This window comes from Kitasatospora sp. NPDC049258, from assembly GCF_040678895.1.
Taxonomy (GTDB): Bacteria; Actinomycetota; Actinomycetes; order Streptomycetales; family Streptomycetaceae; genus Kitasatospora.
Genome location: NZ_JBFAQT010000006.1, coordinates 82245 through 107500, shown reverse-complemented (window position 1 = coordinate 107500; position 25256 = coordinate 82245). Strand labels below are relative to the sequence as shown.

General features: G+C 74.6%; 17 protein-coding genes. 11 read left to right on the top strand and 6 right to left on the bottom strand.

Translation table 11 applies throughout. The annotated features are described in order from the left end of the window. The first annotated feature begins 164 nt into the window (after positions 1 to 164). The 7 genes from AB0K43_RS07785 (at position 165) to AB0K43_RS07755 (ending at position 7656) form a co-directional block, all read left to right on the top strand. The gene (locus tag AB0K43_RS07785) at positions 165 to 788 is read left to right on the top strand and encodes a DUF4142 domain-containing protein (protein WP_363637148.1); all 624 of its coding nucleotides are present in this window, start codon (positions 165 to 167) and stop codon (positions 786 to 788) included. Between the two features lie 69 nt (positions 789 to 857). Next, entirely contained in the window at positions 858 to 2249 is a 1392-nt protein-coding gene (locus AB0K43_RS07780; RefSeq protein WP_363636908.1) for a DUF1996 domain-containing protein, read from the top strand. Positions 2250 to 2496: 247 nt separating this feature from the next. Continuing rightward, positions 2497 to 3189, top strand: coding sequence for a ferric reductase-like transmembrane domain-containing protein (locus AB0K43_RS07775; protein WP_363636906.1), 693 nt, complete (start codon positions 2497 to 2499; stop codon positions 3187 to 3189). Beyond that, positions 3186 to 4622 (top strand): NADH-ubiquinone oxidoreductase-F iron-sulfur binding region domain-containing protein, encoded by a 1437-nt coding sequence (locus tag AB0K43_RS07770; RefSeq protein ID WP_363636904.1) that lies wholly within the window; start codon positions 3186 to 3188, stop codon positions 4620 to 4622. Before AB0K43_RS07775 ends, AB0K43_RS07770 begins: the two co-directional genes overlap by 4 nt. A 145-nt stretch (positions 4623 to 4767) precedes the next feature. Next, positions 4768 to 5799 carry an SCO0930 family lipoprotein gene (locus tag AB0K43_RS07765; protein WP_363636902.1) on the top strand — a complete coding sequence of 344 codons (1032 nt, stop codon included), beginning with the start codon at positions 4768 to 4770 and terminating at the stop codon, positions 5797 to 5799. 56 nt (positions 5800 to 5855) lie between these two features. Next, positions 5856 to 6320 (top strand): hypothetical protein, encoded by a 465-nt coding sequence (locus tag AB0K43_RS07760; protein WP_363636900.1) that lies wholly within the window; start codon positions 5856 to 5858, stop codon positions 6318 to 6320. Positions 6321 to 6828: 508 nt separating this feature from the next. After that, positions 6829 to 7656 (top strand): sigma-70 family RNA polymerase sigma factor, encoded by an 828-nt coding sequence (locus AB0K43_RS07755; protein WP_363636898.1) that lies wholly within the window; start codon positions 6829 to 6831, stop codon positions 7654 to 7656. Between the two features lie 121 nt (positions 7657 to 7777). On the opposite strand, the gene AB0K43_RS07750 is transcribed toward AB0K43_RS07755, so the two are convergent. After that, on the bottom strand, positions 7778 to 8839 hold the full coding sequence (locus AB0K43_RS07750; RefSeq protein ID WP_363636896.1) for a magnesium and cobalt transport protein CorA: 1062 nt from the start codon (positions 8837 to 8839) through the stop codon (positions 7778 to 7780). A gap of 708 nt (positions 8840 to 9547) precedes the next feature. Between AB0K43_RS07750 and AB0K43_RS07745 the strand changes: the two genes are divergently transcribed. Both AB0K43_RS07745 and AB0K43_RS07740 read left to right on the top strand, forming a co-directional pair. Further along, positions 9548 to 12025 carry an RICIN domain-containing protein gene (locus tag AB0K43_RS07745; protein WP_363636894.1) on the top strand — a complete coding sequence of 826 codons (2478 nt, stop codon included), beginning with the start codon at positions 9548 to 9550 and terminating at the stop codon, positions 12023 to 12025. Between the two features lie 268 nt (positions 12026 to 12293). Continuing rightward, positions 12294 to 15245, top strand: coding sequence for an AAA family ATPase (locus AB0K43_RS07740; protein ID WP_363636892.1), 2952 nt, complete (start codon positions 12294 to 12296; stop codon positions 15243 to 15245). Positions 15246 to 15290: 45 nt separating this feature from the next. Here AB0K43_RS07740 and AB0K43_RS07735 read toward each other — a convergent pair whose 3' ends face one another. Continuing rightward, positions 15291 to 18104, bottom strand: a complete 2814-nt coding sequence (locus tag AB0K43_RS07735) for a BTAD domain-containing putative transcriptional regulator (protein WP_363636890.1) — start codon at positions 18102 to 18104, stop codon at positions 15291 to 15293. Positions 18105 to 18338: 234 nt separating this feature from the next. Here AB0K43_RS07735 and AB0K43_RS07730 point away from each other — a divergent pair, with 234 nt between their 5' ends. After that, a complete protein-coding gene (locus AB0K43_RS07730; RefSeq protein ID WP_363636888.1) occupies positions 18339 to 20252 on the top strand; it encodes a transcriptional regulator in 1914 nt (637 codons plus the stop codon). On the opposite strand, the gene AB0K43_RS07725 is transcribed toward AB0K43_RS07730, so the two are convergent. Both AB0K43_RS07725 and AB0K43_RS07720 read right to left on the bottom strand, forming a co-directional pair. Then, a complete protein-coding gene (locus AB0K43_RS07725; protein WP_363636886.1) occupies positions 20233 to 20646 on the bottom strand; it encodes a VOC family protein in 414 nt (137 codons plus the stop codon). The two genes, AB0K43_RS07730 and AB0K43_RS07725, sit on opposite strands and share 20 nt — an antisense overlap. Before the next feature lie 10 nt (positions 20647 to 20656). Further along, a complete protein-coding gene (locus tag AB0K43_RS07720; protein ID WP_363636884.1) occupies positions 20657 to 21076 on the bottom strand; it encodes a helix-turn-helix transcriptional regulator in 420 nt (139 codons plus the stop codon). A gap of 141 nt (positions 21077 to 21217) precedes the next feature. Between AB0K43_RS07720 and AB0K43_RS07715 the strand changes: the two genes are divergently transcribed. Further along, the gene (locus tag AB0K43_RS07715) at positions 21218 to 21838 is read left to right on the top strand and encodes a hypothetical protein (protein WP_363636882.1); all 621 of its coding nucleotides are present in this window, start codon (positions 21218 to 21220) and stop codon (positions 21836 to 21838) included. On the opposite strand, the gene AB0K43_RS07710 is transcribed toward AB0K43_RS07715, so the two are convergent. Together AB0K43_RS07710 and AB0K43_RS07705 are read right to left on the bottom strand one after the other, a co-directional pair. Next, the gene (locus AB0K43_RS07710; protein WP_363636880.1) at positions 21839 to 22396 is read right to left on the bottom strand and encodes a GNAT family N-acetyltransferase; all 558 of its coding nucleotides are present in this window, start codon (positions 22394 to 22396) and stop codon (positions 21839 to 21841) included. Positions 22397 to 22477: 81 nt separating this feature from the next. Beyond that, a complete protein-coding gene (locus tag AB0K43_RS07705; RefSeq protein WP_363636878.1) occupies positions 22478 to 25219 on the bottom strand; it encodes a SpoIIE family protein phosphatase in 2742 nt (913 codons plus the stop codon). Positions 25220 to 25256 lie beyond the last annotated feature (37 nt).

Below are 25256 nucleotides of genomic sequence, written 5' to 3'. Positions count from 1 at the left end.
CGATCACGGAAACCCCACTGGGCCGTGCGAGCGCCCGTCCCGGCGTGATGAGGAAACCGATGTCATCTTCGAGGAAGAAGCGCGGACCCGGAAAAGCGGCCTACGGCCTTCCCCAGGTGAGCCGCTTTCCGCGATCGTTCGCCACTCTCCTTGTGATCGTGGCCATGTTGTCCACGGCGGCGGCCCTGGTGGTGCCCGTCGTCCGCTCGGCGGGCTCGTACCGCAGCCCGCGGGCGGAGGAGGTGCCGGGCACGGTGCAGACGCCGACCGGGCCGCTGACGCCGCTCGACCGGGACTTCGTCAAACGGGTCCGGCTGGCCGGACTCTGGGAGATCCCCGCAGGCCGGATGGCCCTCGATCGAGGGGGGACCCCGGAGGTGAAGACCGCCGGCCAGCATCTGATCGACGGGCACACGGATCTCGACCGGGCCGTGCTGGACACCGCCCGGATCCTGGGGCTGGACGTTCCCAGCGAGCCCAACGCCCAGCAGAAGGCCTGGTTGAAGACGCTGGACGACGCCCAGGGCGCCGATTTCGACAAGCAGTTCGCGAATATCGTGCGCAATGCCCACGGCCAGGTCTTCGCGGTCGTCGCGCAGGTGCGCGCCAGTACCCAGAATTCCACCGTCCGAGATCTCGCGAACCAGGCCAACTCCACCGTGCTGGACCATATGACGGTGCTGGAGAACACCAATCTGGTCGATTTCGGCAACCTTTCCGGACCGCCGGCCGGCGGCTCGTCACCGACCGCGAGTCCGGTCCCGGCGCCCGGGGGGACGCAGCGCTAGACACATGCAACAACGAAAGGCTGTCCACGGCCTGTCCGACAGGCCCGATCCCGTTTCGAGGGTGCGAACATGAGGATTCACAAACGTGACAGGTCACGGCGGAGACTGCTGGCGGTCCTGCTGGCCGGAGTGCTGGCGATCAGCGGCGCGTCGGTACTCGCCGCGGCGGCGTTCGCCGGGCAGCGCCCCTGGTGGTCGCAGGCGGCCGCCGCCCAGATGGGCACGGTCGCCTGCGGCGACGTCGGTGCGAACCTGGCCACGGTGCCGGAGGCCGCCCAGCCGGACGTCGACCGGGACCTCGCCGACCTCGACGTCCAGGTGGCGGACGCCTACCGCAGTCTCTCGCAGCCCGGCTCGGGCGGTGGTGAGAAGCGGGTGATGGACACCCTGGCCCAGCAGCGGTCCGCGACCCTGCGCAAGCTCTCGGCGAGCGCCGGGCCGGACGCCGGGCTGCCCACGGACCTCTCCGGGCTGGCGAACTGCTCGATCCGGCGCGACCTGGTGGTGGACGCCTCCGCCAAGGACTTCGCCCCCGACGCGCAGAGCGGCGTGGCCGACCGGAGCAAGAGCTCCAAGGGGGGGAAGCCCGGACTGGGGCGCGGTTTCGTCGACATCAGGTCGGTCGCCCCGAACGTCGTCAAGCCCGCCAGGACCGGACCGGCCAGCGGCACCTTCACCTCGCAGTGCGGACGCAACGAGAACCGTCATCTCAACCCCGACAACGTGATCGTGGCCCCCGGGGTGAGCAACGGCGCCCACCACATGCACGACTACGTGGGGAACCTGATCACCGACGGGTTCTCCTCCAACAACCGGCTCGCCGCCGCCGGCACCAGCTGCTCCAACGGCGACCAGTCGGCCTACTACTGGCCGGTGCTGCGGCTGCTCAACGGCGTCAACGAGAGCGACTTCAAGGCACCGGGCGGCGGGAAGGACCGCAACGTCGGACGGATCCTGCAGCCGGCCGAGGTCGGGATCACCTACAGCTCCACCACGGGGAACAAGGTCCAGCCGATGACCCGCTTCCTGCGGATCATCACCGGTGACGCCAAGGCGCTCACCAACGGGCCGGCCAACGCCCACGCCTCGTGGAGCTGCACCGGGTTCGAGAACCGCCAGCTCGCCGACAAGTACCCGAGCTGCCCGCAGGGCAGCCGGGTGGTGCGGACCCTGAAGTTCCCGGACTGCTGGGACGGCAAGAACATCGACAGTGCCAACCACCGCACCCACACCGCCTTCTCCAAGGCCGACGGAAGCTGCCCGAGGAACTTCCGGGCGATCCCCCAGCTGGTCGAGCGGGTCGCCTACGACGTGCCGTCCGGGGTGCGGTTCGCCGTCGACAGCTTTCCCGAGCAGCTGCACAACCCGATCACCGACCACGGGGACTTCATCAATGTGATGAACCGCAACCTGCTGGACCAGATGGTCAGCTGCATCAACGAGGGTCGTCGCTGCGGATGACCCCCGCAGGCGCCGCCGGGACGGAGCCCGGCGGGTCGGGCCGCCACCGTTCGCGCGGCCCCGGGGGATCCCCGACACCCAATCGACCGGAGCCAGGACAAGGCCGGAGGACTCAGCGATGTTGACAGAACCAGGGCACCGTGCCCGCCGTTCGGCCGAAGGGAGGGGAAGCGCGGGCCGCCGGGAGCAGGCTCCGGAGGGGCCCGCGGGCGACAAGTCCGGTGCCGGCGGCCGGGGTACTGCCAAGGTGTGGTCGTTCCTTCCGCTGCTGGCGGTGGGGCTGGGTCTGTCGGCCGTGGTCGTCAACGGCGCGTTGCAGGCGTTCCTCGGGGTGGCCGCCGGGGTCCTCGCCCTGGTGTCGTTCTCCGCCGCCGTCCTGTGGGGGCTCGCGGCGACCGACCGGCTGATCCTGCGGCCGGTCCACCGGCTGGCCGCCCAGGTGGTCCACCGGGCGATGGGCATCGCGGGAGTGGTCTTCCTGGTGCTGCACGTGTGGGTGAACCTGATCCAGGACCGGATCGGCGCGGTGTCGGCCTTCGTGCCGTTCGCCGACCCGCGCCGGCCGGTGATCCTGGGCCTCGGCGCGCTGTCCGGCTACCTGTTCCTGGCGGTGGCCCTCGCCGGGGCGGCCCGCGGGCTGCTGGCCAGGACCGGTGAGGTGGGCCGGTGGCGGATCGTCCACATCTGCGCCTATCCGGCCTGGGGCGCGGGGCTGGTGCACGGCCTGAACGCGGGCCGGTTGCCCGCCCCCTGGGTGTCCGTCCTCTACAGCCTGGCCGTGCTGGGCGTGGTCGTCGCGCTCGGGCTGCGGCTGGTCTTCCAGGACCGCGGCTCGCTGCGCCGGACCGCCGTCCCGGTCCGGCCCGAACCGGAGAGCCGCCGGGCGGACCTGCGTCAGCTGGTCGGCTCCGGCTCCGGGCGACGACGGCAGGACGGATGAGCGGCGCACCCATCGCCTGGCTCGGCCGGCCGGTCCTGTTCGCGGGCCTGGAACACACCGAGCAACTGGACTACCGCGCCCACCTGGTCGTCCACGGCCAGCTGCCGACGATGCCGGCCGACGAGCTGGCCGACCTGGCCGAGAACGTCAACCTGCGCGGCCGGGGCGGGGCCGGCTTCCCGTTCGCCAGGAAGCTCCGGGCCGTCGTCAAGTCGGCCGCCCGACGCAAGGGCCGCCCGGTCGTGGTGGTCAACGGTACGGAAGGAGAACCGAGTTGTCTGAAAGACGCCGCACTTCTGCTGCGCACCCCGCACCTCGTGCTGGACGGTGCCCTGCTGGCGGCCGAGTCGCTGGACGCCGAGCAGGTGGTGGTCGGAGTCACCCGGGTCGACACCGAGCAGTCCCTGCGCAGGGCACTGGCCGAGCGGCGGTCCACCCGGCTGCCGGTCTCCGTGGTCCGGCTGCCCGAGCGGTTCGTCTCGGGGGAGGGGAGCGCGCTGGCCCGCGGCATCACCAGCGGGATCGCCCTGCCGCGCGGCGGGGGCGTACGGACCAGCGACAGCGGGGTCGGGGGAATGCCCACGCTGCTGTCCAACGCGGAGACGTACGCGCAGCTGGCCGTCGCGGCCCGGCTGGGGGCACTGCCCTACCGCGAGGTCGGCACCCCGGCGGAACCCGGGACGGTCCTGCTGACCCTCGCCGGCACCCAGGTGGTGGAGACGCCCGCAGGGGTCCCGCTCCGCGACCTGCTCGCGATGTTCGACCTGAGCATCGGTCAGGGCGTCCTGGTCGGTGGTTACCACGGCAAGTGGCTGACCCCCCGGGCCGCCGAGGTGGCCCTGGTGTCGCGCGAGTCCTTCCAGAGCCTCGGAGGGGCTCTGGGCGCCGGCGCGATCCTGCCGCTGCCGGAGACCACCTGCCCGCTCGGCGAGGCGCTCCGGGTCGCCCGCTGGATGGCCGACGAGACGGCGGGCCAGTGCGGCCCCTGCTACCTCGGGCTGCCGGCCCTGGTCAAAGCGCTGGAGGAGGTGGTGAGGGGCGGCGGCCGCGCCGCCCTGGACCTCGTCGAGAGCCGGATGCGGGCGGTCACCGGTCGGGGTGCGTGCAGTCACCCCGACGCCGCCTCCCGGTTCGTGGCCTCGGCCCTGGAGGTGTTCGACGAAGACCTCCAACTGCACTCGTACCAGTACGGCTGCGGCCGGCCCGTGCAGGACGTGCTGCCGATGCCGGTGGCGGAGAGCGCCGGAAGCATCGTCGTGGACTGGACGCTCTGCGAGGCCCACGGCCTGTGCACCAGCGTCCTGCCCGAGGTGATCAGCCTGGGGGTGGACGGCTTCCCCGCCGCCGGCGTCATGCCCGTCCCGCCGCAGCTGCTCCAGAAGGCGGCCCGGGCGGTGGACCGGTGCCCCGCGCTGGCGCTGCGGATCCAGTGAGCCCGGCCCACATCCGGGTCACCCACATCCGGGCCGCCCGCTTCCGGGGCGCCCATGTCCGGGCCGCCGGTTCCGGCGGCCACCCGAGCGAATCCTGCAATCCCTCGAACTTTCAGGCTCCATCGATGGAAAGGCAAGGAAGATCTTGACCACCACAACGAAACGATACGGCCTCGTGGCGGCCTGCCTCCTGCTGGCCGGCCTCGTGCTCATGGCGGCCTTCGGGAGCGCCAACAGCAGTGCCAGCCCGTCCTACACGGCGGCCGGTGCCGCACAGTCGGCCGGTGGGACACCGCCCCCGGCCGGGGCGTACGGCTCCTACGGCGACTCCGGATCCTCGGCGGGGGCCGGCGGCGCCAGGCCCGGCGGGCAGCTGGCCGTCCGGGTGGACGACCAGCTCGGGTCGATCCTGACGGACGGCCAGGGCTTCACCCTCTACCGGTTCGACAAGGACACCAGCAAGCCGCCGGCGTCCAACTGCTCCGGCACCTGCGCCACCACCTGGCCGCCCGTCCTCAAGGACGCCAGCACCACCTCCAGCAACGGCATCGACCCGAGCAAGCTCGGTGAGATCACCCGGGCCGACGGCACCAAGCAGTTGACCGTCGGCGGCTGGCCGGCCTACCGCTACGCGCAGGACACCGCGCCCGGCGACACCAAGGGCCAGGGCGTGGGTGGCACCTGGAACGCGCTGGCGCCGGACGGGTCGAAGGCCAAGGCCGGCGGTGCCGACACCTCGGCGACTCCCGCCCCGACCACCCCGGCCCCGGCGCCGACGGCCACCGCCATGCCGCAGCCGACCCAGCAGCCCTCGGCCAAGGTCCAGCTCTCCGTCATGGTCCACCCCCAGCTCGGCCCGATCATGGTGGACGCCTCCGGCCGGACCCTCTACCACTACGGGAAGGACACCGCCTGGCCGATGCGCTCCAACTGCGAGGGGCAGTGCCTGAAGACCTGGATGCCGGCTCCGCCGGTGGACGCCGACAAGATCAAGGGGGTCGACCCGAAGCTGATCGGCAAGATGCAGCGCCCGGACGGCACCTGGCAGTTGAGCATCAACTGCACTCCCGCGTACCTCTACTCGGGCGACCAGGGCTACGGTGACGCCCTCGGGAACGGGATCGACAACCAGTGGTCGGCCATCAACCCGGCGGGCAAGCCGGCCACCGGCAAGTGACGGGCCGGGGCACCGCGCTCGCACCGGCCGTGCCCGTAGGGGCCACCGAGGGTGTCGTGCCCGCCGTGGCCGGCGGTGCCACCCGCAGCGTCCGCACCGCGTTCCAGTGGGCCGCACTGCTCGTACTGTTCCTCCTGGGAGTCCTCGAACTCCTGGGGGGAGCGGGCGGGTTGGTCGGATCCTCGCAGGCGGCGGCGCCGGCCCCCGGTCGGAGTTCGGTGGAGGACCTGGCCCGCCGGATCGGCTGCACGGCCGAGATCACCGCCGAGGCGACCGACCTCCGGCAGGGCGTGTGCACCTCGGGCGGGGAGGAGATCTGGATCGCCACCTTCCCGACCGCCCGCGCCCGGGACGCCTGGACCACGGAGGCCAAGGCCTACGGGGGGTCGTACCTGGTGGGCGACGGTTGGGCGGTGGTGCTGTCCGATGCCACCGCGGACCTCCTGCACGGGCTGCTCGGAGGGGAGATCGTGAACGGGGTCGACCACGCCGGCGGGCACGCGCACACCGGAGGTGGGTGAAGGGAGGTAGGAGCACCAGCAGGGCGAGGGTTCCCGTCGGCGTGGCCGGCGGGAACCCTCGCCCTTTTCCCGCAGCAGAAAACTGACGCTGTGTCAGGAAAACGCCCCGGCAGGGCCGGTCAACCATGCGAAAGCTGTATGAACTTTTATGTTATCGCTCCGGCACCGTGCTTGACGCGACCCCGACATCGACCCGACGGGTGCGGCGGCTTGCCACCGGGCGGGTACGGCGCCACCCGCACACCGCTGTGCACCCCGCACGCGGATTCCCCACATTCGGATCCGGAATCACCGGATGAGCGGCCGCTCAGCAGACTGTTGCCCGGAAACCCGTGGGACTGGTGTGCTGTGGCTCTTCCTGCCACACCGTCCCGACGGCCCCAGCAGCAGGCTGTCGTCGATGCCCTTCGTCCGGGCAGTTCCCCGTCCAGGCCCGTGCGGCCGTCAGGCCGGCCGGGCCCGCGAACTCCCCGCCGTGAGAAGAAGGCCAGACCTGAGGAGGAACAAGTTGATCCTTGGTACCAGTACCCGCGAATCGGCTCTGAGCACACTGAGCGACGCCGAACTCGCGGCGGCGCTCCCCGCCTCGACCGCGACCGGCAGCTCCCGCTCACGTATCCGGGAGGTGATGGCCGAGGTGTTCACCCGCCACCACAGCGCCGTGCTCGCCTACGCCCGCGGCTACTGCCGCGACCCGCAGACCGCACAGGACCTCGCCGCGGAGGCCTACGCGAGCACCTACCTGTCCGTCGCCCGCGGCAGCGGCCCGCGGCACGCCTGGCGTCCGTACCTGATGGCCTGCGTCCGCCGGACCGCCATGGAGTGGAGCACCCAGACCAGGGACCGGGTGGTGCTGGCGGAGGACTTCAACGCGTGGGCCGAGCGCCTGGCCGACAGCGCCGAGCCCGACGGCGAGCTGCTCGCGGCCGAGGAGGCGGCGTTGGTGGCCAAGGCCTACCGCGCGCTCCCCGAGCGGTGGCAGGTCCTGCTCTGGTTCCTGGTGGTGGAGGGCGAGCCGGCCACCTCCGTCGCGCGGCGGATGAGCATGACGCCGAGCGGGGTGCGCTCGCTGGCGGCCCGTGCCCGCGAGGGGCTGCGCGAGGCGTACCTGCGCGCGCACGTGGACGAGGGGACCGGCCAGGAGTGCCGCTACTTCACCTCGCTGCTGGCCGGTGCCGTCCGCCGGCCGGGCCGGCGTCGCGGACGCGAGCTGGCCCGGCACCTGGAGGAGTGCCCCGGCTGCGTACGGGTGGCCGAGGAGTTCCGCCGGGCGAACCGCCGCATCATGTCCTCGCCCCTGGTGCCCACCCGCCCGGAGGTGGTGCGGCCGTGTTGAGCCCGGCCGGCCGCCGGCCCGCCGGGCAGCGCCCGGGCCGTAGGGCCGCGTGGTCCCGGTGAGGCGGGCTGCGCGCGGGGTCGTCCGGGTGCGAGCCGCCAAGACGGCTCACCCGGACGGCTCAGTGCGGGCGCGGCCGGCCGGGGCCCGGGGGTGGGGCGGCGCCGTTGCCGTCCTGCATCTGCGGCGGTGGGCGGCGGCGCTGGTGGCCCAGCCAGAGGTAGAGCGCCAGGCACGGCAGGAGCAGGCCGACCACGCTGAGCGCGAGGAAGGCACCGAAGCCGCTGATGTGGCCGACCAGCCAGCCGAAGTTCTGCCCGAAGAAGCCGACCACGAAGGAGAGCGGGAGGAACACGGTCGCGACGATGGTCAGCCGCTCCATGGTGGCGCTCTGCCGTAGGTTGATCTTGTTCTGCTCGACCGAGATCACCGCGATGTTCGCCTCCAGCACGGTGGTCAGGAGGTCCCGCTGGGCGGCGACCTCCTCGTTGACCAGCAGCAGGTGGTCGTGCACGTCGCGGAGGTAGGGGAGCAGCTCGCCCGGTGTCCGGCCGGGCTGGAGCCGGCGGCCGACCACGGCGAGCAGCGGGTGCACGGCGCGGTAGAAGTCGGTGGCCTCGCGGCGCAGGAAGTAGATGCGCTCGGTCGGGGCGATCGTCCCGGAGAACACCGTGGCCTCGATCTGTCCGATGTCGCGGTCGAGCTCCGCCACCACGGGCGCGTAGCTGTCGACGACCTGGTCGAGGATGGCCCACAGCGTCGAGGCGCTGCCGGTGCGCAGCAGTTCCGGGCGGCGTTCGAGCCTGCTGCGGGCGCCGGCCAGCTCGCTGGCGATGCCCTGGCGGACCGTGATCACGAAGTGTTCGGCGAGGAAGACGCTGATCTCACCGGTGTCGACCTCCTCGCGCTCGTCGTCGTAGCGCGCGGTGCGCAGGATGATCAGCTCGGTGCCGTCCTCGTACTGCTCGGCCTTCGGCCGCAGGTGGAAGGCCTGGGCGTCCTCGACCGCGAGTTCGTGCAGGCCGAAGATCTCCCGCACCCGGGCCAGTTCCTCGGCGCCGGGTTCGAACATGCCCAGCCAGACGAACCCACCCCGCTCGCACCGGGCGGCCGCCTCCTCCAGCGGTATCGAGCCCTCCTGCTGGCGGCGCCCGTCCCGGTAGTGCGCGCAGTCGACGATCATGGCCTTCCTCCTCGCGTGCTGCCGACCGCGCGGCCCGCCGGCCACCGGCGGCGCGGCGCGCCGTCCGCACCCCACAGCACAAGATGCTCCTCCGATCCGGCCGGAATGTCCCTGTGGCCGGGGTGCAGCAGGGGGGAGGACGGGGCATGGGGGTGCCTTTCCTGCTCGGTGTGCTCGGTGTGCTCGGTGTGCCCGGTGTGCCCGGTGTGTTCGGGTGGACCGGAGTGGGGCGGCGGCCGGCGGGAGGGCGCGCGGGCCCGGGCACGCACCCCGGGCCTCGCAGGTGCCGGCCGCCGCCGTGCTCCTGCGCTTGTCCGCCAGCCTGACCAGCGCGGGTGCCGTCGTCAACGGACACCTGTGGCCCGGACTTGGACTTTCGTCGCGGCACCGGGGCGGCGGTCGCCGGTCTCTTGACTTCCGGCCCCGAGTGCTGTCACGGTCTTCTCCAAGTTGCTCGAAGCGCCCCGATAACGAGCAGCTTGTTGCAAAGCATCGCCGTCTGCGGGTGCTCGTACGACCGGTGCGCACGACCGCCGGACCAGGCCCGCACGCCTGGCCGTCCCGTCGAGCGCCGGTCGGCGCCTCCACCCCTCGCGAGCCGGCCCGGCCGATCCGTACCCCCTGCTGCCCGGTGGACGGCCCAGCACGCGGCTCGCGGACCCGCTCGGCGATTCCCCCATGCCATGCCTTGCCACCGAAGGAGCTCCCGTGTCCTCCCCTGCCCGTCGAGCACCGGCCGCCGTGTTCGCCGCCGCCGTCCTGACGCTCTCCGGCACCTTCGCGCCGCCCGCGTCGGCGACCCCGCCCACCGCCACCTACACCATCGGCGTCGGATCGCCCGTCCCGTACACCCACCCGACCGACACCCAGGCGTCCTCGTACGTCGACAAGGACGGCACGTTCTACTTCCAGCAGTCCGCCGCCCTGTACGGCGCCAACGACGTCCGGTACTGGGACTTCTTCACGGGCACCGACTTCGACACCGCCACCCGGTCCAGCGCGATCAGCAACGCGGTCGACCCCGCGAACCCGAACGACAAGAACAACGACACCACCTGGCGGTGCAACAACAGTCCGACCGGCCTGGAGGCCAGCTACGCGCCGAGCGGCTCCGGCTACGCCCAGAAGAACTACTGCGACCTCGCCGGGGTGTGGGTCGACCCGGACACCGGTGACTGGTACGGCCTGGTGCACAACGAGTTCACCCCCCAGCCGTTCGGGGACGGCCTGCACTTCGACGCGATCGACTACGCGGTGTCCAAGGACCAGGGCAAGACCTGGGTCATCAAGAACCACGTGATCACGTCCCCGTACAGCACCACCCGGGGCGACAGCGCCGCGTTCCCCAACCAGACGTTCGACTACGGCGACGGCGACCAGCGGCTGTACGTGGACACCGCCTCCGGCTACTTCTACGTCTACTACGGCTCGCGGATCCTCGAGAAGGGCGGCGGCTGGAAGGCCTTCCACGAGCACGTGGCGCGGGCCCCGATCTCCGCCAAGATGGCGCCCAGCTCCTGGCAGAAGTGGTACAACGGCGCCTGGACCCAGCCCGGCCTCGGCGGCCAGGAGAGCAACATGGTCCCGGTCGACTCCGGCAGCACCACGGGCTACACCCCCGTGTCGGGCGAGTACAACCCGGCGAACACCGGCACCGCGGCCCAGCAGATCGCGGCCGGCAAGATGCCCCCGACCTCCCCGCTGTTCGTCATGGACATCACCTACAACGCCTACCTGAAGCTCTACATCGGCCAGCCCCAGGCCGTCACCCAGGACGGCACGTCGCCGCAGTACTTCTACGCGACCGACGACCTCTCCACCCAGAAGTGGTACCCGATCGGCAACACCGGCAGCTACCACACCGCCTCGTGGTACCGCTGGTTCCTGGACAGCGCGAACCGGACGAACGGCACCATCGTCGGCAAGACCTTCCGCTCCTACTGCTCCTTCGGGTGCTCGGGCGGCGCCTCCGGCGAGTACGTCGACATCACGCTGGGCGCCTCCGCCACCGCCCCCGCACCCGTGGACGAGACCAAGGCGTACCGGATCAGCAGCGCGGGCGGCCGGGTGCTGGCCCAGGTCTCCGGCGGCTCGACCACCACCTCGCTGGCCGCGGCCACCGGCTCCGCCCTGGAGTCGTGGGTCTTCGCGGGCAACGGCGACGGGTCCTACCGCGTCGTCAACTCCTCGACCGGCCAGCTGCTCGGCGTCGACTCCACCACCACCGCGGGCCGCGCCTGGGGCGCCCGGCCCACCGTCACCGCCGCCGGCTCGGGGGGGCCGAGCGTCGGGCAGCAGTGGTTCGTCATCCCCGGCACCTCCACCACGAACACGCCCGACGGCACCTACCGCCTGGTCAACCGCTACAGCGGCCTGGTGATCGGCCTGTCCTCCCACACCGGCCGGCTCGCCGAGACCACGCCCACCCGCAGCTGGACCGACACCACCGGAAGCCCGGTCGGCGGCGCCCGCGGCGCGGGTGAGCAGACCCTGACGCTCACCCCGACCGGATCGTCCCCGGAGATCGTCACGGTCACCGGCCCCGGCAACCGGTCCGGCAAGGTCAACACGGCCGTCTCGCTCCAGCTCGCCGCGACGGACTCCGCCGGCAAGGCGCTCACCTTCTCGGCCACCGGCCTGCCCGCCGGCCTGTCGATCAGCTCCACGGGCCTGATCACCGGCACCCCGACCACCGCCGGCTCCAGCACCGTCACGGTCACCGCCTCCTCCGGCACCGCCACCGGCACGACCACCTTCACCTGGGCCGTCAACCCGGCGCTCAGCGGCACCCACACCCTGCTGGCCCAGGGCAAGGCCCTCGACGACCCGAACCACTCGACGAGCCAGGGCACCCAGCTCATCACCTGGAGCCCCAACGCGGGCAGCAACCAGCAGTGGATCTTCACCCAGCAGCCGGACGGCAGCTACCAGATCGTCAACGGCCTCTCCAACCTCTGCATGGACGTCAACGGCGGCTCCGCGTCGCCCGGTGCGTCGATCATCCAGTGGGCCTGCACGGGTGGCGCCAACCAGCGCTGGGTGGTCACCGCCGTCGCCGGCGGCGGATACAAGATCGCCTCGCTGGCCACCGGACTCCTGCTGACCACCGCCTCCACCTCCGACGGCGCCCTGGTCACCCAGCAGGCGGACACCGGCTCCACCCTCCAGCGCTGGACCATCAGCTGATCGCGCGCCCGGCCGGACGCGGCTGAGCGACCCGGCCGACGGGGCCCTGCGGACACCTGCCCGCAGGGCCCCCGCCGCGCCGCACGGCACGGGTCGCAGCGCGGGCGGCCCGGCGCGGCCCAGGCAGGTACGGCGAACTTAGCGGGCAGTTACGCGCACCCGGCAGGATCGGGTCGGACCGGATCGCCAGGGCACCGACCAGCCCGGCGAGCCGGCGCACCGGCCGGCGCCCGCCGGCCCGGATCCCCGACCGGCACCTTGAGCACCCATGCCCGAACTCCCCGCGCACCCGTCCATCCCCGACCCGCCGCACCCCGACGGCGCCGACCGCGGCCCCCGCCCCGGCGATCCCGTGCTGACCGGCCGGGACACCGAGCTCGCCGCCGTGCTCGCCGTCCTGGAGCAGGACCCCGGACGCGGTGCGTTCGTCCTCGTCCACGGTGAACCCGGCAGCGGCAAGAGCGCGCTGCTGCGCGAGGTGCTCGGCCGGGCCCGAGGGCAAGGGGCGACGGTCCTCTCGGCCGGTACGGACCCGCTGGAGAGCGGGGTGGAGTTCGGCGTCGTCCGCCAGCTGTTCGAGCACGCCGTGCTCGCCGCCACCGCGGTGGACGGAGCGGGCGGGGCGGACGCCCTGCTCGCGGGTCCGGCGGCACCCGCCGCGGCGGCGCTGGCCGCCGGTGCGAGCGGTACGGCGGCGGGTGCGAGCGCGCCGGCCGGTACGGGCGCGCCGGCGGCCGGCCCCGCGATGGCGACCCTGCACGGGCTGTACTGGCTGGCCGCGAAACTCGCGGCCCGCGGCCGCCTCGTCCTCGCGGTCGACGACCTGCAGTGGGCCGACCGCGCCTCCCTGCTCTGGCTCCAGTGCCTGCTGCGCCGCGCCGACGACCTGCCGGTGGTGGTCATCGCCACCCTCGGCCCGATGGCGGCGCCGCCCGACACGGACGTGCTCAGCCGGGTGGTCGCGCTCTTCCGGCACCGCCTGGCGCTGGCCCCGCTCGACGGCGCGGCCGTCGCCGAGGTGGTCGAGCAGGTGCTCGGCGCGGCCGGGGACGAGCCGTTCCGCGCGGCCGTCCGGGCGGCGACCGGCGGCAACCCGTTCCTGCTGCACAGCCTGCTGCGATCCATCGCGGCCGCGGGGGCGGCGCCCGACGCGGCGACCGCGGCCCGGCTCACCGGCTTCGTCCCGGCCGAGGTGGGGCGGGCCGTCCGGGCGCTGGTCAAGGCCGTCGGCGGCCAGGCACAGGTGGTGGCCCAGACGGCCGCCGTGCTCGGCGGCGCGCCCGCCCCCGACCTGGTGGCCTCGGTCACCGGGCTGCCCGAGCCGGCCGTCCAGGACGCCGTGCACGCACTGGAGCGGGCCGGGCTGATGGCCGGGGCCGAGGAGGCCGCCGCCTTCGCCTGCCCGATGATCGCGGTCGCCGTCGCCAACGAGGTGCTGCCCAGCACCCGGCAGCAGGTGCACGCCCGCGCCGCCGAACTGCTGCTCGCCCAGGGCGCGCCGGCGGAGCAGGTGGCGGCGCACGCCCTGCACGCGCCGCTCGGCCTCGCCTGGGCGCCCGAGCTGCTGTGCCGGGCGGCGGCCGAGGCCGTCCGGCGAGGTGCTCCCGAGGAGGCCGGCACGCTGTTCCGGCGCGCGCTGCGCGAGCCGCTCGACGACGGCGCGCGGGCCACCGTGCTGATCGGCCTGGGCGAGGCGGGGCTGGCCTCCAGCGTCCCGACCGCCGTCGACCACCTGCGGCAGGGCCTCGACCTGTCCCACGATCCGGCGGAGCGGACCGCGGCGGCCCGCCGCCTGGCCGGCGCCCTGTTCGCCCTGGACCGCTACCCGGACGGGCTCGACCTGCTCGGGCACACCGCCGAGTCGCTGCGCGAGAGCGACCCGGCCCGGGCGCTGCGGCTGGAGATCGACCTGATCTACGCCGGACTCCACGAGGCCGCATCCGCCCCGGCGGTGCTGCCCCGCCTGATGGACCTGCGGATCTCCGACGCCGCGGGCACCCCGGTCGAACGGCCGCTGGCGGCCCTGCTCGCCCTTCGCGCGATCATGCGGGGCGAGTCGCCCGCCGAGGCCGTCGCCCTGGCCCGGGTGGCCCTGAGCCACGGCATGAACCCGCCGGACGACGAGTCCTTCGTCTACTCGGGCGCCGTGCTCTTCCTCGGCTCGGCCGGCGAGACGGAGCTGGCACTCGACCACGCCGACGCGGCGGTGGCACAGGCCCGTGAGCGGGGCTCGGCCTTCACACTCGCCCACAGCAGCATCATCCGGGCCTGCGTGTACGGGCAGCTCGGCCGGGTGCTGGACTGCCAGGCGGACGCGGAGGCCGCGCTGCGCACCCTGCGGGAGATCGGCGTCGACCCGGGCCACGCCCACAGCGTGCTGGCCGCCGCCGCCCTGACCGACGCGCTGCTCAAGCAGGGGCGGGTCGAGGAGGCCGAAGCGCTGCTCGAACGCAGCGGCCTGAGCGCCGAGTTGAACGGCCACTGGATCACCGACTACGTCCACCTGGTCCGTGGCCAGCTGCGCGCCGCCCAGGGCCGGCCGGCCGAGGCGATCGCGGACTTCCGGGCCTGCGGCGAGCGGACCGAGGCCCGCGGCCTGCGCTGCCCGTGGATCTACCCCTGGCGCTCCGAGGCCGCGCTGGTCCGGCTGGCCCTCGGGGAGCGGGAGGCGGCCCGGACGCTGGCGGAGGAGGAGCTGGCCCTCGCCCGGCGCTGGGGTGTCCCGGAGGCCATCGGTGCGGCCGGGCGCGCGCTGGCACTCGCCACCGGCGGTCCGGAGGGCCTCGACCTGCTCCGCGAGGCCGTACGGACGCTGGACGGCACGCCGGCCCGGTACCGGCACGCGCAGGCGCTCGGCGACCTCGGGGCCCAGCTGCGCCGGTCCGGGCGGGTGGCGGAGGCCCGCGCCCACCTGAAGGAGGCGGTCACCGCCGCCCACCGGCTCGGCGCCGCACAGGTGGCCGACCGCGCCCTGGAGGAGCTGCGCGCCGCCGGGGACCGCCCGCGCACCCGCACCTTCCAGGGGGTGGCCGCGCTCACCCCGAGCGAGCGCCGGGTGGCGGTCCTCGCCGCCAAGGGCATGTCCAACCGCGAGATCGCCCAGCACCTGTTCGTCGGGCTGCGCACGGTGGAGGTGCACCTGACGAACGGTTACGGCAAGCTCGGCATCGACGGCCGCCCCGGGCTGGTCGAGGCGCTCGCCCCGGCCGGCGGCGCCTGACCTCGGGCCGGTGGGGCCAGCCCCCCGGCCGGCCGGGGCCGGCGCTCAGGGCCCGGCGGCTCCCTGCCGCGCGGTGCGGCTGCGGGCGAGCGCGTCGAGCGCCGCCGCCTCCATCCGCTGCATCTGCAGCGCCCGGGCGGCGGCCACCGAGCGCTCGGCCCACCGCGCCGCCTCGGCCGGGCGGCCGGCATCGAGATGGCAGTCGGCGCCGGACAGCAGCGAGGACGGCTCGAAGACCGGGAAGCCGTGCGTGCGGGCCAGCGCGAGCACCTGCTCGTACAGGGCGATCGCGCGGTCGGGCCCGCCCAGCGCGCGGGCCGCGCGGCCCGCGCAGTGCAGCGCGTAGGCCTCGCCGAACGGATCCCCGACGGCCCGGAACATCGCCAGGCTCTGCTCGGCCGCGCGCTCGGCCGGTTCGGCCTGCCCGCGGGCGAGGTGCGAGATGACGCTGTTGGCCAGCACGTTCGCCTTGGTCCAGGCGCTGCCGCAGGCGTCGGCGAGCCGGATCGCCTCGTCGATCAGGGCGAACGACTCGTCGGTGCGCCGCCGTTGATGGGCGATCATGGCCCGGACGTTGCTGATCTCGGCCAGCACGGGCAGGTCCCGGCAGGCCTCGGCCCGCTCGGCCGCCCGGGCGGCGACCGGCTCGGCCTCGTCCAGCCGCGCCAGCTGCATCAGGCCGCCGCCGAGCATGTAGCCCGCCCGCCCCTCGGCCCGGGCGTCGTCGTGCGCGGCGGCCAGCTCCAGGGTGCGGCCGCAGACGTCGATGAGCCGGCGCCACAGGAAGCCGCCGTCCAGGTGCGGGTCGAGCGCCAGCAGCAGGTCGGCGACGCGGCCCTGGGCGCCGGCCAGGTCGAGCGCCTGACCGGCCAGGTCCAGCAGGTTGTCGCCCTCCTCCGCCAGCCAGCGCTGCCCGTCCGCCCGCTCGGGCATCGGCAGTCCGGGCACCGCCACCGGCGCGAGGACGCCGGGCACGCCGTGGCCGGGCCGGACCACGCGGTAGGCGTTGGCCGCGGTCGCCACGGCCTGGTCGACCATCCTCAGGACGAGCGCGGCCCGTTCCTGCGGCGGGTCGAGCTGCTCCGCCCGGCCGGCGGCGAACAGGCGCAGCAGGTCGTGGTAGCGGTACCGGTCCGGGGCGGGGGACTCCAGCAGGCCGGCGTGGACCAGCCCCTCCAGCACGTCCAGCGCGGACGGCTCGGTCAGCTCCAGGGCCGCGGCGGCGGCCGGCAGGGAGAGGTCGCCGGTCCGCGGGACGGCGAGGAGCCGGAAGGCGCGGGCGGCGGGCGCGGGCAGCTGGTCGTAGCTCAGCCGGAAGCACGCCTCGACGGCGAGGTCGTGCAGGCTCAGCTCCGACAGCCGCCGGCGCCGGTCGGCCAGGCGGCGGCAGACCTCGGCGAGCGGCCAGTCGGGGCGCGCGGCGCTGCGGGCGGCGACGATCCGGACGGCGAGCGGGAGGTGGCAGCAGGCGGCCAGCACCTCGCGGGCGGCGGCGGGCTCCGCGCCGACCCGCCGGTCGCCGACGATCCGGGTGAACAGCTCGAGCGCCTCGCCGGGTGCCAGGACGTCCAGGTCCACCTGCCGGGTGGGCGCCAGGCCGAGCACCCGGGCACGGCTGGTCACCAGGACGGCGCTGTGCTCGGAGCCCGGCAGCAGCGGGCGCAGCTGCGCCAAGTCGCGGGCGTCGTCCAGGACCACCAGGACGCGGCGCTCGGCGAGCAGCGAGCGGTACAGCGCGGCGCGCTCGTCGAGCTCCTCGGGGACGGCGCTCCCGGCCACGCCCAGCGAGCGGAGCAGGTGGACCAGGGCCGCACCCGGCTCCAGCGGGTCCGCGCGGGCGCCGCGCAGATTGAGGTAGAGCTGCCCGTCGGTGAAGCCGTGCCGTACCCGCTGGGCGACCTGCACGGCCAGCGCGGTCTTGCCGACGCCGCCCATGCCGGCGAGGGCGACGACGGCGGGAGCCGTCGCCCGGGGCTCGGCCAGCACCCGGGTCAGCGCCTCGACCAGCTCGGCACGCCCGGTGAAGTCTGCTTCCGCAGCGGGGAGTTGGGACGGACGGGGGTGGCACCCGGGCGCCCCGGCGCGGTCGGCGGCGGGCGCGGACAGCCCCGGGTCGCGCCGCCGCATCCGCCGGTGCAGCTCGCGCAGCGGAGGGGTGGGCCCGACCCCCAGCTCGGCATCCAGCACCCGGCACGCGTCGGCGTACACCTCCAGCGCCTCGGCCGGCCGGCCGCTGCGGTACAGCGCGGTCATCAGCAGCGCCCTGAACCCTTCGTGCAGCGGGAACTCGCCGACCAGGGGCATGAGTTGATCGAGCACCCGGCCGTGCTGACCCAGTTCGAGGCAGAGGTCGAGCCACTCGTGCACGACGGTCAGGCGCCGCTGGGCGAGCCGGTCCCGCTGCTGCTCGGCGTGGCGGCCGGGGAGGCCCGTCAGCGGCACCCCCTCGTGCAGCTCCAGGGCCCGGGCCAGCCGGTCGGCCGCTTCCGCGAGCTCGCCCGCGGCCCTCAGCCGGGCCGCCTCCCGCACCAGGCGCCGGAGGACGGCGAGGTCGGTCGCCTCGGCGGGCAGCCGGAGCAGGTAGCCGCCGCCCGCCGAGACGAGCACCTGCGGTGCGGTGCGGTCCTCCTCGAGCACCGCGCGCAGCTGGGAGACGTGGTTGTGCAGCGCGGCGACCGCCCGGGCCGGCGGGGCATCGCCCCACAGCCCGTCCACCAGCTCCTCGGTGCTCACCGCCTGCCCCGCGGACACCGCGAGCCGGGCCAGCAGCGCGCGCCGCTGGGCCGGTCCGAGGTCGATCTCCGCGCCACCCTTCCAGGCCCGGACGGGCCCCAGTAGCGCGATGCGTATGTCGGTCACCCTGACTCCCGTCCGAACCTGCGAGAGCGACAACCTAGCCGCCGGAGCGGTGCGAAGGCACACCGGCGCCCCGCCAACCCGGGCTCCGGTACACCGGGTCGCCCGCGGCGCGCCGCGGCCCGCGCGGCCGGCCCACGTGCCACAATGCCGACTCCGCCGGGGCCGTCCCCGGGGGCGCGGGCAGGCACGGTGGTGCTGGGCCGGCGGCGGTCGGGGGCTGGTCGGGGGTTGGTCGTGGAGGTTCTGAGGATCTCGTTGCTGGGCCCGGTACGGATCCGCTGCGCCGGGCGGGAGGTCGCCGCCGGGTCCGGGCAGCGGCAGGCCGTGCTGGCGGTCCTCGCCCTGCGCGCGGGCCGGGTGGTGACGGTCGAGGAGCTGGCCGACCTGGTCTGGGGCGAGGCCGCGCCGCCGTCGGCCGCCGCGGTGGTGCGCAACCACGTCTCCCGCCTGCGGGCCGCGTTCGGCGCCGCCAGGGCGGGCACCGTACGGCCCCTGGTGTCCCGGGCGGGGGGCTACGCCCTGGAGCCGGCCGGCCGGAGCCTGGACACCGAGGAGTTCGACCGCCTGGCGGACGCGGCGGCGGCCCGGCAGGCCGGCGGTGAGCCGGAGCGCGCCGCCGGGCTGTACCGCGAGGCGCTGGCGCTGGGCGCGGGCACCGCGCTCGGCGGCGTGCCGGGCCCCTACGCCGAGCGGCAGCGCGCGCGGCTCACCGAGCGGCGCCTCGGCGCCCTGGAGAGCTGCCTGGAAGTCGAACTCGGCCTCGGCGGGCACGCCCGGCTGGTGGCGGAGCTGACCGCGCTGTGCGCCGAGCACCCGCTGCGGGAGGGCCTGCGCGGGCTGCTGATGACCGCCCTGTACCGCAGCGGCCGGCAGGCCGAGGCACTGGAGGTGTACGCCGCGGCCCGCCGGGTGCTGGCCGCGGAACTGGGGGTGGCGCCGGGCCCCGGGCTGCGACGGTTGCAGCAGCGGATCCTCGGCGCGGATCCTGGCCTCGCACCGCCCGGCGCCGACCTTGGCCCGGCGGCCCGGGCGCTCACCCGGCCCGCCCAACTCCCGTCCGATGTCGGCGACTTCACCGGGCGGAGCAGCGAGGTCGAGGCGATCGCGCAGGCCCTCGCCGGCCCTCGCCCGGCGGCGGTCGTGCTGGTCACGGGCGGCGTGGGCATCGGCAAGACCACCGTGGCGGTGCGGGCCGCACGGACCGTCCGGGCCGCCTTCCCCGACGGCCAGCTCTACGCCGAGCTGCACGGGGCCCGGGGCGAACCGGCCGATCCCGCCGACCTGCTGGGCGGCTTCCTACGGGCCCTCGGCGTGCCGGCGCAGGAGGTCCCCGCGGCCCCGGTGGAACGGGCGCAGCTGTACCGCTCCCTGCTGGCCGGACGGCGGGTCCTGCTGGTGCTCGACGGCGCCGAGGGCGAGACGCAGGTGCGTCCCCTGCTGCCGGGCGGCCCCGGCTGCGCCGTGCTGGTCACCAGCCGGGCCCGGCTGGGCGGGCTCGCTCCCGCCACCGCGGTGCGGCTCGGCCCGCTCGCCCGGGCCGAGGCGGTCGAGCTCCTGTCGGCCGTCGCGGGGCCGGACCGGATCGCCGCCGAGCCGGCCGCCGCCGACGAGATCGCGGCGGCCTGCGGCGGCCTCCCGCTCGCCCTGCGCATCGCGGCGACCAAGATCGCGGCCAGACCGGCCTGGAGCGTCACCGCCTTCGCCGGCCGGCTGCGGGAGGAGGGCCGCCGGCTCGGCGAGCTCCGGGTCGGCGACCTCGCGGTCGACGCCCACCTCCGCGCGGGCTTGCGGCAGCTGACCGAGGAGCCGGCCGAGGCGCTGCGGCGGCTCGCCGGCGCCGAGCGGGCGGGTGCCGCGCCAGGCCGCCAAGGGCCGGGCGCGGTCCCCCGAGGACCGGGGGCCGAGGAGACGACCGGAGTCCTGGGGCGGCTCGTCGACGCGGGGCTGCTGGAGCCGCCGCGCGACGGCCTCGACCGCCACCACCTGCACGACCTGGTCCGGCTGTTCGTGCTGGCCGAGCCCGCGGCTGGCGCCGCCCGGCCCCCGGCCGCTCACCCCGGTGACGGTGTCCGGGACGGGAGCGCCCCTCCCGCGCCGGGGCGGGAGGGGCTGCCGGGCAGGGGGCCGGTCACTTGCGCGGCTGGGTGAACCGCAGCATGTTGCCGGCCGGGTCGCGGAAGGCGCAGTCGCGCACCCCGTACGGCTGGTCCATCGGCTCCTGCAGCACCTCGGCGCCCGCGGTGCTGATCCGCTCGAAGACGGCGTCGCAGTCGTCCGTCCGGAAGATGACGCCGCGCAGCATGCCCTTGGCCATCAGCTCGGCCGCCGCCTGGCGGTCGGCGGCCGGGGCGTTCGGGTCCGCGAGCGGCGGCTCGAGGACGATTTCCACGTCGGGCTGCGAGGGGGAGCCGACGGTGACCCAGCGCATTCCCTCGAAACCGACGTCGTTGCGCACTTCGAGGCCGAGCACGTCGCGGTAGAAGGCGAGCGCCTTGTCGTGGTCGTCGACGGCGATGAAACACTGTGCGAGCTTGAGATCCATGCCGATCACGCTACGGACCGGTGGCGGGTTTCGCTTCTCCGTTCCTGACCGGCCGGGTGTGGATCTTGGCGACACAGGCCGGGATCGGGGCCCCGACCTCGTGGTCGCGGGCCCGGTACGCGCTCGGGCTCTCACCGACCAACTCGGTGAACCGCGAGCTGAACGAGCCGAGCGAGGTACAGCCGACCGCCATGCAGACCTCGGTCACCGACAGGTCGCCGCGCCGCAGCAGCGCCTTGGCCCGCTCGATCCGGCGGGTCATGAGGTAGCTGTACGGCGTCTCGCCGAAGGCGGCGCGGAAGCTGCGCGAGAAGTGCCCCGAAGACATCAGGGCGACCCGCGCCAGCGCCGGGACGTCCAGCGGCTCGGCGTAGTCGCGGTCGATCCGGTCGCGGGCCTGGCGCAGTCGGACGAGGTCGGAGAGAGACACACCGGACACGTTACCGACCCCGCGCGGTGGGCGGACGGGCGGACGGGCGGACGGGCGGCGCGACAGGTGCGACAGGCGCGTCGGGTGAGTCGGGTGAGTCGGGTGCGGCGGCCGGGCGCCCCGGTGCGGGAACATGCCGCCATGGACATCGCATCGCACGTACGCACCCGCCGCGCCCTGCACGCCGTGGCGGAGCTGGTGCTGGCCGGTCCGCAGTACCGGACCAGTGGCACGATCAGGCTGCGCGCCTCACTCGGCGGCTTCGCCACCCGGGCGGCCCCGGACCTCCAGGTGGTCGGCGCGGACCTGGTGGCACCCGGACAGCGGATCTTCCTGGAGCGCACCAGCTGTGCCGAGCTGGCGGCCGCGCTCGGGGTCACGGCCGGTGCGCCCGAAGGGCTCTACCCGGACGGATCCCGGGTCCGCCCCGAGGAGGTGATCGAAGCCGATCCGCCGGCCGCGCACCGGATCGCGCAGGCCTTCGCTATCGGCGACGCCGCGCTGCGGCGGCTCGTGCCCGGGGCCGACCCGGTGATCTGGCCCGAGCACTTCGACCTCGCCGTGACCGCGGCCGAGGTCAACTACGGGGTCTCCCCGGGCGACGACCTCCAGGCGGAGCCGTACGCCTACGTCGGGCCGCACACCGCGCAGCAGGGGCCGTTCTGGAACGCGTCGTTCGGCGCGCTGGCCACGGTCCGCGAGCTCGGCGGGGTGGACGGGGTACTGGCCTTCTTCGAGCGCGGCCGCGGGCTGGTCGGCTGATCAGCGGGAGCCGGCGGGTGGCGGTCGGTCGGCGAGGTCGCCGGGCCGGATCCGGTAGACCTGGAGGCTGAGACCGTAGTACTTGGTGGTCTCGCCGACCCACCGCATGCCCAGCCGCTTCGACATGGCGATGGCGCGCGCGTTGTTCGGCCGCGCGACCGCGAAGAGCTCCTCGGCGTCATGGGTGAAGGCCCAGGAGATCAACGCCCGGCCGGCCTCGGTGGCGTAGCCCTGCCCCCAGGCACCGGGGGCCAGCTGCCAGCTCATCTCCAGGTCGTCCTCGTAGGGCGGGAGCAGCCTGATGCCGAGACCGCCGACCACCGCGCCGTCGTCCCGGCGCTGCACGGCCCACCGCCCGCGGGGCGGGGACAGGTTCGGCTGGGCCTCCTGCCACGCGAGCAGCACCGCGCGCATCGCCGGCACGTCGCCGACCCGCTCCATCACCGGGGTGAGCCAGTGGGCGACGTCCGGCGAACCGTAGATCGCCAAGGCGTCCTCGGCATCGTCGACGGACCAGTCCCGGACGATGAGTCGATCGGTGGTCAACGAGATGCCCATCGCCCGAACCTCCTCGGTCTCCCTGCTGGCCATGATGCCCCCGCAGCCGCCCCCGGCGCGCGGCCGGGCCCGTAGGGGCCGTCAGCGCACGGCGGCCGACGGCGCCCGCTGCTGCTCGTCCTGGCTCCCGGTCGCGGCCGGGAGCGGCTGCTCCGCCCAGATGATCTTGCCCTGCGGGGTGTACCTGGTGCCCCAGTGCTCGGTGAGCTGGGCCACCAGGAACAGGCCGCGGCCGCCCTCGTCGGTCGCCGCGGCGTACTTCAGGTGCGGCGAGGTGTTGCTGCCGTCGGCCACCTCGCAGATCAGGCTGCGGTCGCGCAGCAGGCGCACCCGGACGGGCGGCGAGCCGTAGCGGATCGCATTGGTGACCAGTTCGCTGAGGACCAGCTCGGTGCCGAAGGCCAGCTCCTCCAGGCCCCACTCCGCCAGCTTGGCGCTGCTCCACGCGCGGATCTCGGCGACGGCTGCCGGATCGGACGGGACCTCCAGCTCGGCGACGTGGTCCGCGCCGAGCACCCTGGTCCTGGCGATCAGCAGCGCCACGTCGTCCTGCGGGCGGGCCGGCAGCATGGCCTCCAGCACCACCCGGCAGTGCTCCTCGGGCTCCCGCTGCCGGCTCGCCAGCGCCGCGCGCAGCAGCTCCATACCGACGTCGAAGTCCCGGGTGCGCTCCTCGACCAGACCGTCGGTGTACAGCACGATCTGGGTGCCCTCGGCCAGCCGCACCTGCGCCGTCTCGAACGGCATGCCCCCGGCGGCGCCCAGCGGCGGCCCGATCGGCAGCTCCGGGAAGTCCACGCTGCCGTCGGGCCGGACCAGCGCGGGCGCCGGATGGCCGGCCCGGGCGATCGTGCACAGCCGGGAGGTCGGGTCGTAGACCGCGTACAGGCAGGTGGCGCCGGTGACGCCGATCCCGGTCCGGCTGTCGGTCTCCTCCTGGTCGATGCGGTTCACCAGCTCGTCGAGGTGGCCGAGCAGCTCGTCCGGCGGCAGGTCCAGGGCGGAGAAGTTGTGCACGGCGGTGCGCAGCCGCCCCATGGTGGCCGCCGCGTGCAGCCCGTGGCCGACCACGTCGCCCACCACCAGCGCGACCCGGCAGCCGGGCAGCGGGATCACGTCGAACCAGTCGCCGCTGACCCCGGACTGCGCGGGCAGGTAGCGGTGCGCGACCTCCAGGGCGCTCTGCTGCGGCAGGGCGTGCGGCAGCAGGCTGCGCTGCAGGGTCACGGCCATCGCGTGCTCGCGGGTGTAGCGGCGGGCGTTGTCGATGCTGACCGCGGCCCGCGCCACCAGCTCCTCGGCCAGCGTCCGGTCCTCCTCGTCGAACGGCTCCGGCTTCTGCGACCGCCAGAAGTTGGCGACGCCGAGGACGATGCCGCGCGCCGTCAGCGGGGTGGCGATCAGCGAGTGCACGCCGTACTCGACGATCCGCTGCGCCCACTGCGGGTCCTGGGCCTGCCAGCCGCGGTCCACGGACAGGTCGCGCACCACCTGGGAGCGGCCGCTGTCGAAACCCCGGGCCTGCGGGGTCGAGGGGACGAAGGCGATCAGCCTGCCGCGCGGGTAGAAGGGGTGGTCCGCGCGGATGCCGTGGACGGCCACCCGGCGCAGGTCCATCCCGGTGCCGCTGGGCTCCTCGCCCTGCAGCACCGGGTCGGCGAGGTCGACGGTCACGAAGTCGGCGAAGCCCGGTACGGCGACCTGCGCCAGGTCCTCGGCGGTGCGGGCCACGTCGAGCTTGGCGCCGATGCCGACCCCCGCCTCGTAGAGCAGCGCGAGCCGCTTGCCCGCCACCTCCGCCTTGCCGGACAGCGCGAGCAGCTCGGTGGAGTCGCGGATCGTCGCCACCGTGCCCATCGCGCCGCCGTGCCGGTCGGTCGGCCGCTGGTTCACCGCGAGCAGCCGCCCGCGGGACTGGTGCATCTCGTCGGTGGCCAGCCGGCCCGACAGCAGCAGCTCGGCGGTGTCCGGGTCCAGGTCGCCCAGCTCGTCCAGGTGTCGGCCCTCCGCGTCGCCGGGCAGCCCGAGCAGCTCCTTCGCCTCGTCGTTGGCCAGCAGCAGGCGGCCGTCCTGGGAAACGATGACCACACCCTCGCGCACCGCGTGCAGGACGGCGTTGTGGTGCTCGTACATCCTGGTCATCTCGGTCGGGCCCAGGCCCCGGGTCTGCCGCTTCAGCCGCCGGGCGACCAGGGCCGTGCCGGCCGTCGCCAGCGCGAGCGCCGCGGCGCCGGTGCCCAGGATGACGGGCAGCTGCCGGTCGCCGGCCGTGGTGACGTTCTTGACCTTGAGTCCGGCCGAGACCAGGGCGACCACCGATCCGTCGGGAGCGGTGACCGGGACGACCGCCTGGACCTCGTGCCCGAGCGGTCCGTGCACGCTCTCGGTGTAGACCTGGCCGGCCAGGGACGGGCCGATCGTGCCGACGAACTTCTTCCCGATCCGGTCCGGCAGGGGGTGGGTGTAGCGGATCCCGTTGGTGTCCATGACCACGATGAAGTCCACCCCGGCCTTCTGGCGGGTCTCCTCCGTGATCGGCTGGAGGATCGCGGACGGGTCGGGCGCCTTGAGCGCCAGCCGGAGGCCGGGGGAGTTCGCGAAGGTCTGCGCGACGGCCACCGAGCGGTTCAGGGCCTCGTCCGTGCTGGCCCGGCGCGACTCGAGGACCAGCGCCAGGATCGCCCCGAGGACGAGCAGCACCACCACCGAGACCTGCAGCACGAAGACCTGGCCGGCAACGCTCCGAGGACTCTTGCCGCGAGAGCTCTTCGCGATCGGCGACCGGTTCGACACGGTCCGGGGTCGGTCGGGGTGTTCGACCATGGGTCCTTTCTAGCACCGCGGCGGGAGCGACCACGAG

Excerpts from the sequence above, each read along its gene's own strand:
- AB0K43_RS07785 (WP_363637148.1), top strand. The coding sequence starts at position 165 with ATGTTGTCCACGGCGGCGGCCCTGGTGGTGCCCGTCGTCCGCTCGGCG.
- AB0K43_RS07780 (WP_363636908.1), top strand. The coding sequence starts at position 858 with ATGAGGATTCACAAACGTGACAGGTCACGGCGGAGACTGCTGGCGGTC.
- AB0K43_RS07770 (WP_363636904.1), top strand. The coding sequence starts at position 3,186 with ATGAGCGGCGCACCCATCGCCTGGCTCGGCCGGCCGGTCCTGTTCGCG.
- AB0K43_RS07750 (WP_363636896.1), bottom strand. The coding sequence starts at position 8,839 with ATGATCGTCGACTGCGCGCACTACCGGGACGGGCGCCGCCAGCAGGAG.
- AB0K43_RS07740 (WP_363636892.1), top strand. The coding sequence starts at position 12,294 with ATGCCCGAACTCCCCGCGCACCCGTCCATCCCCGACCCGCCGCACCCC.
- AB0K43_RS07725 (WP_363636886.1), bottom strand. The coding sequence starts at position 20,646 with ATGGATCTCAAGCTCGCACAGTGTTTCATCGCCGTCGACGACCACGAC.
- AB0K43_RS07715 (WP_363636882.1), top strand. The coding sequence starts at position 21,218 with ATGGACATCGCATCGCACGTACGCACCCGCCGCGCCCTGCACGCCGTG.
- AB0K43_RS07710 (WP_363636880.1), bottom strand. The coding sequence starts at position 22,396 with ATGGGCATCTCGTTGACCACCGATCGACTCATCGTCCGGGACTGGTCC.
- AB0K43_RS07705 (WP_363636878.1), bottom strand. The coding sequence starts at position 25,219 with ATGGTCGAACACCCCGACCGACCCCGGACCGTGTCGAACCGGTCGCCG.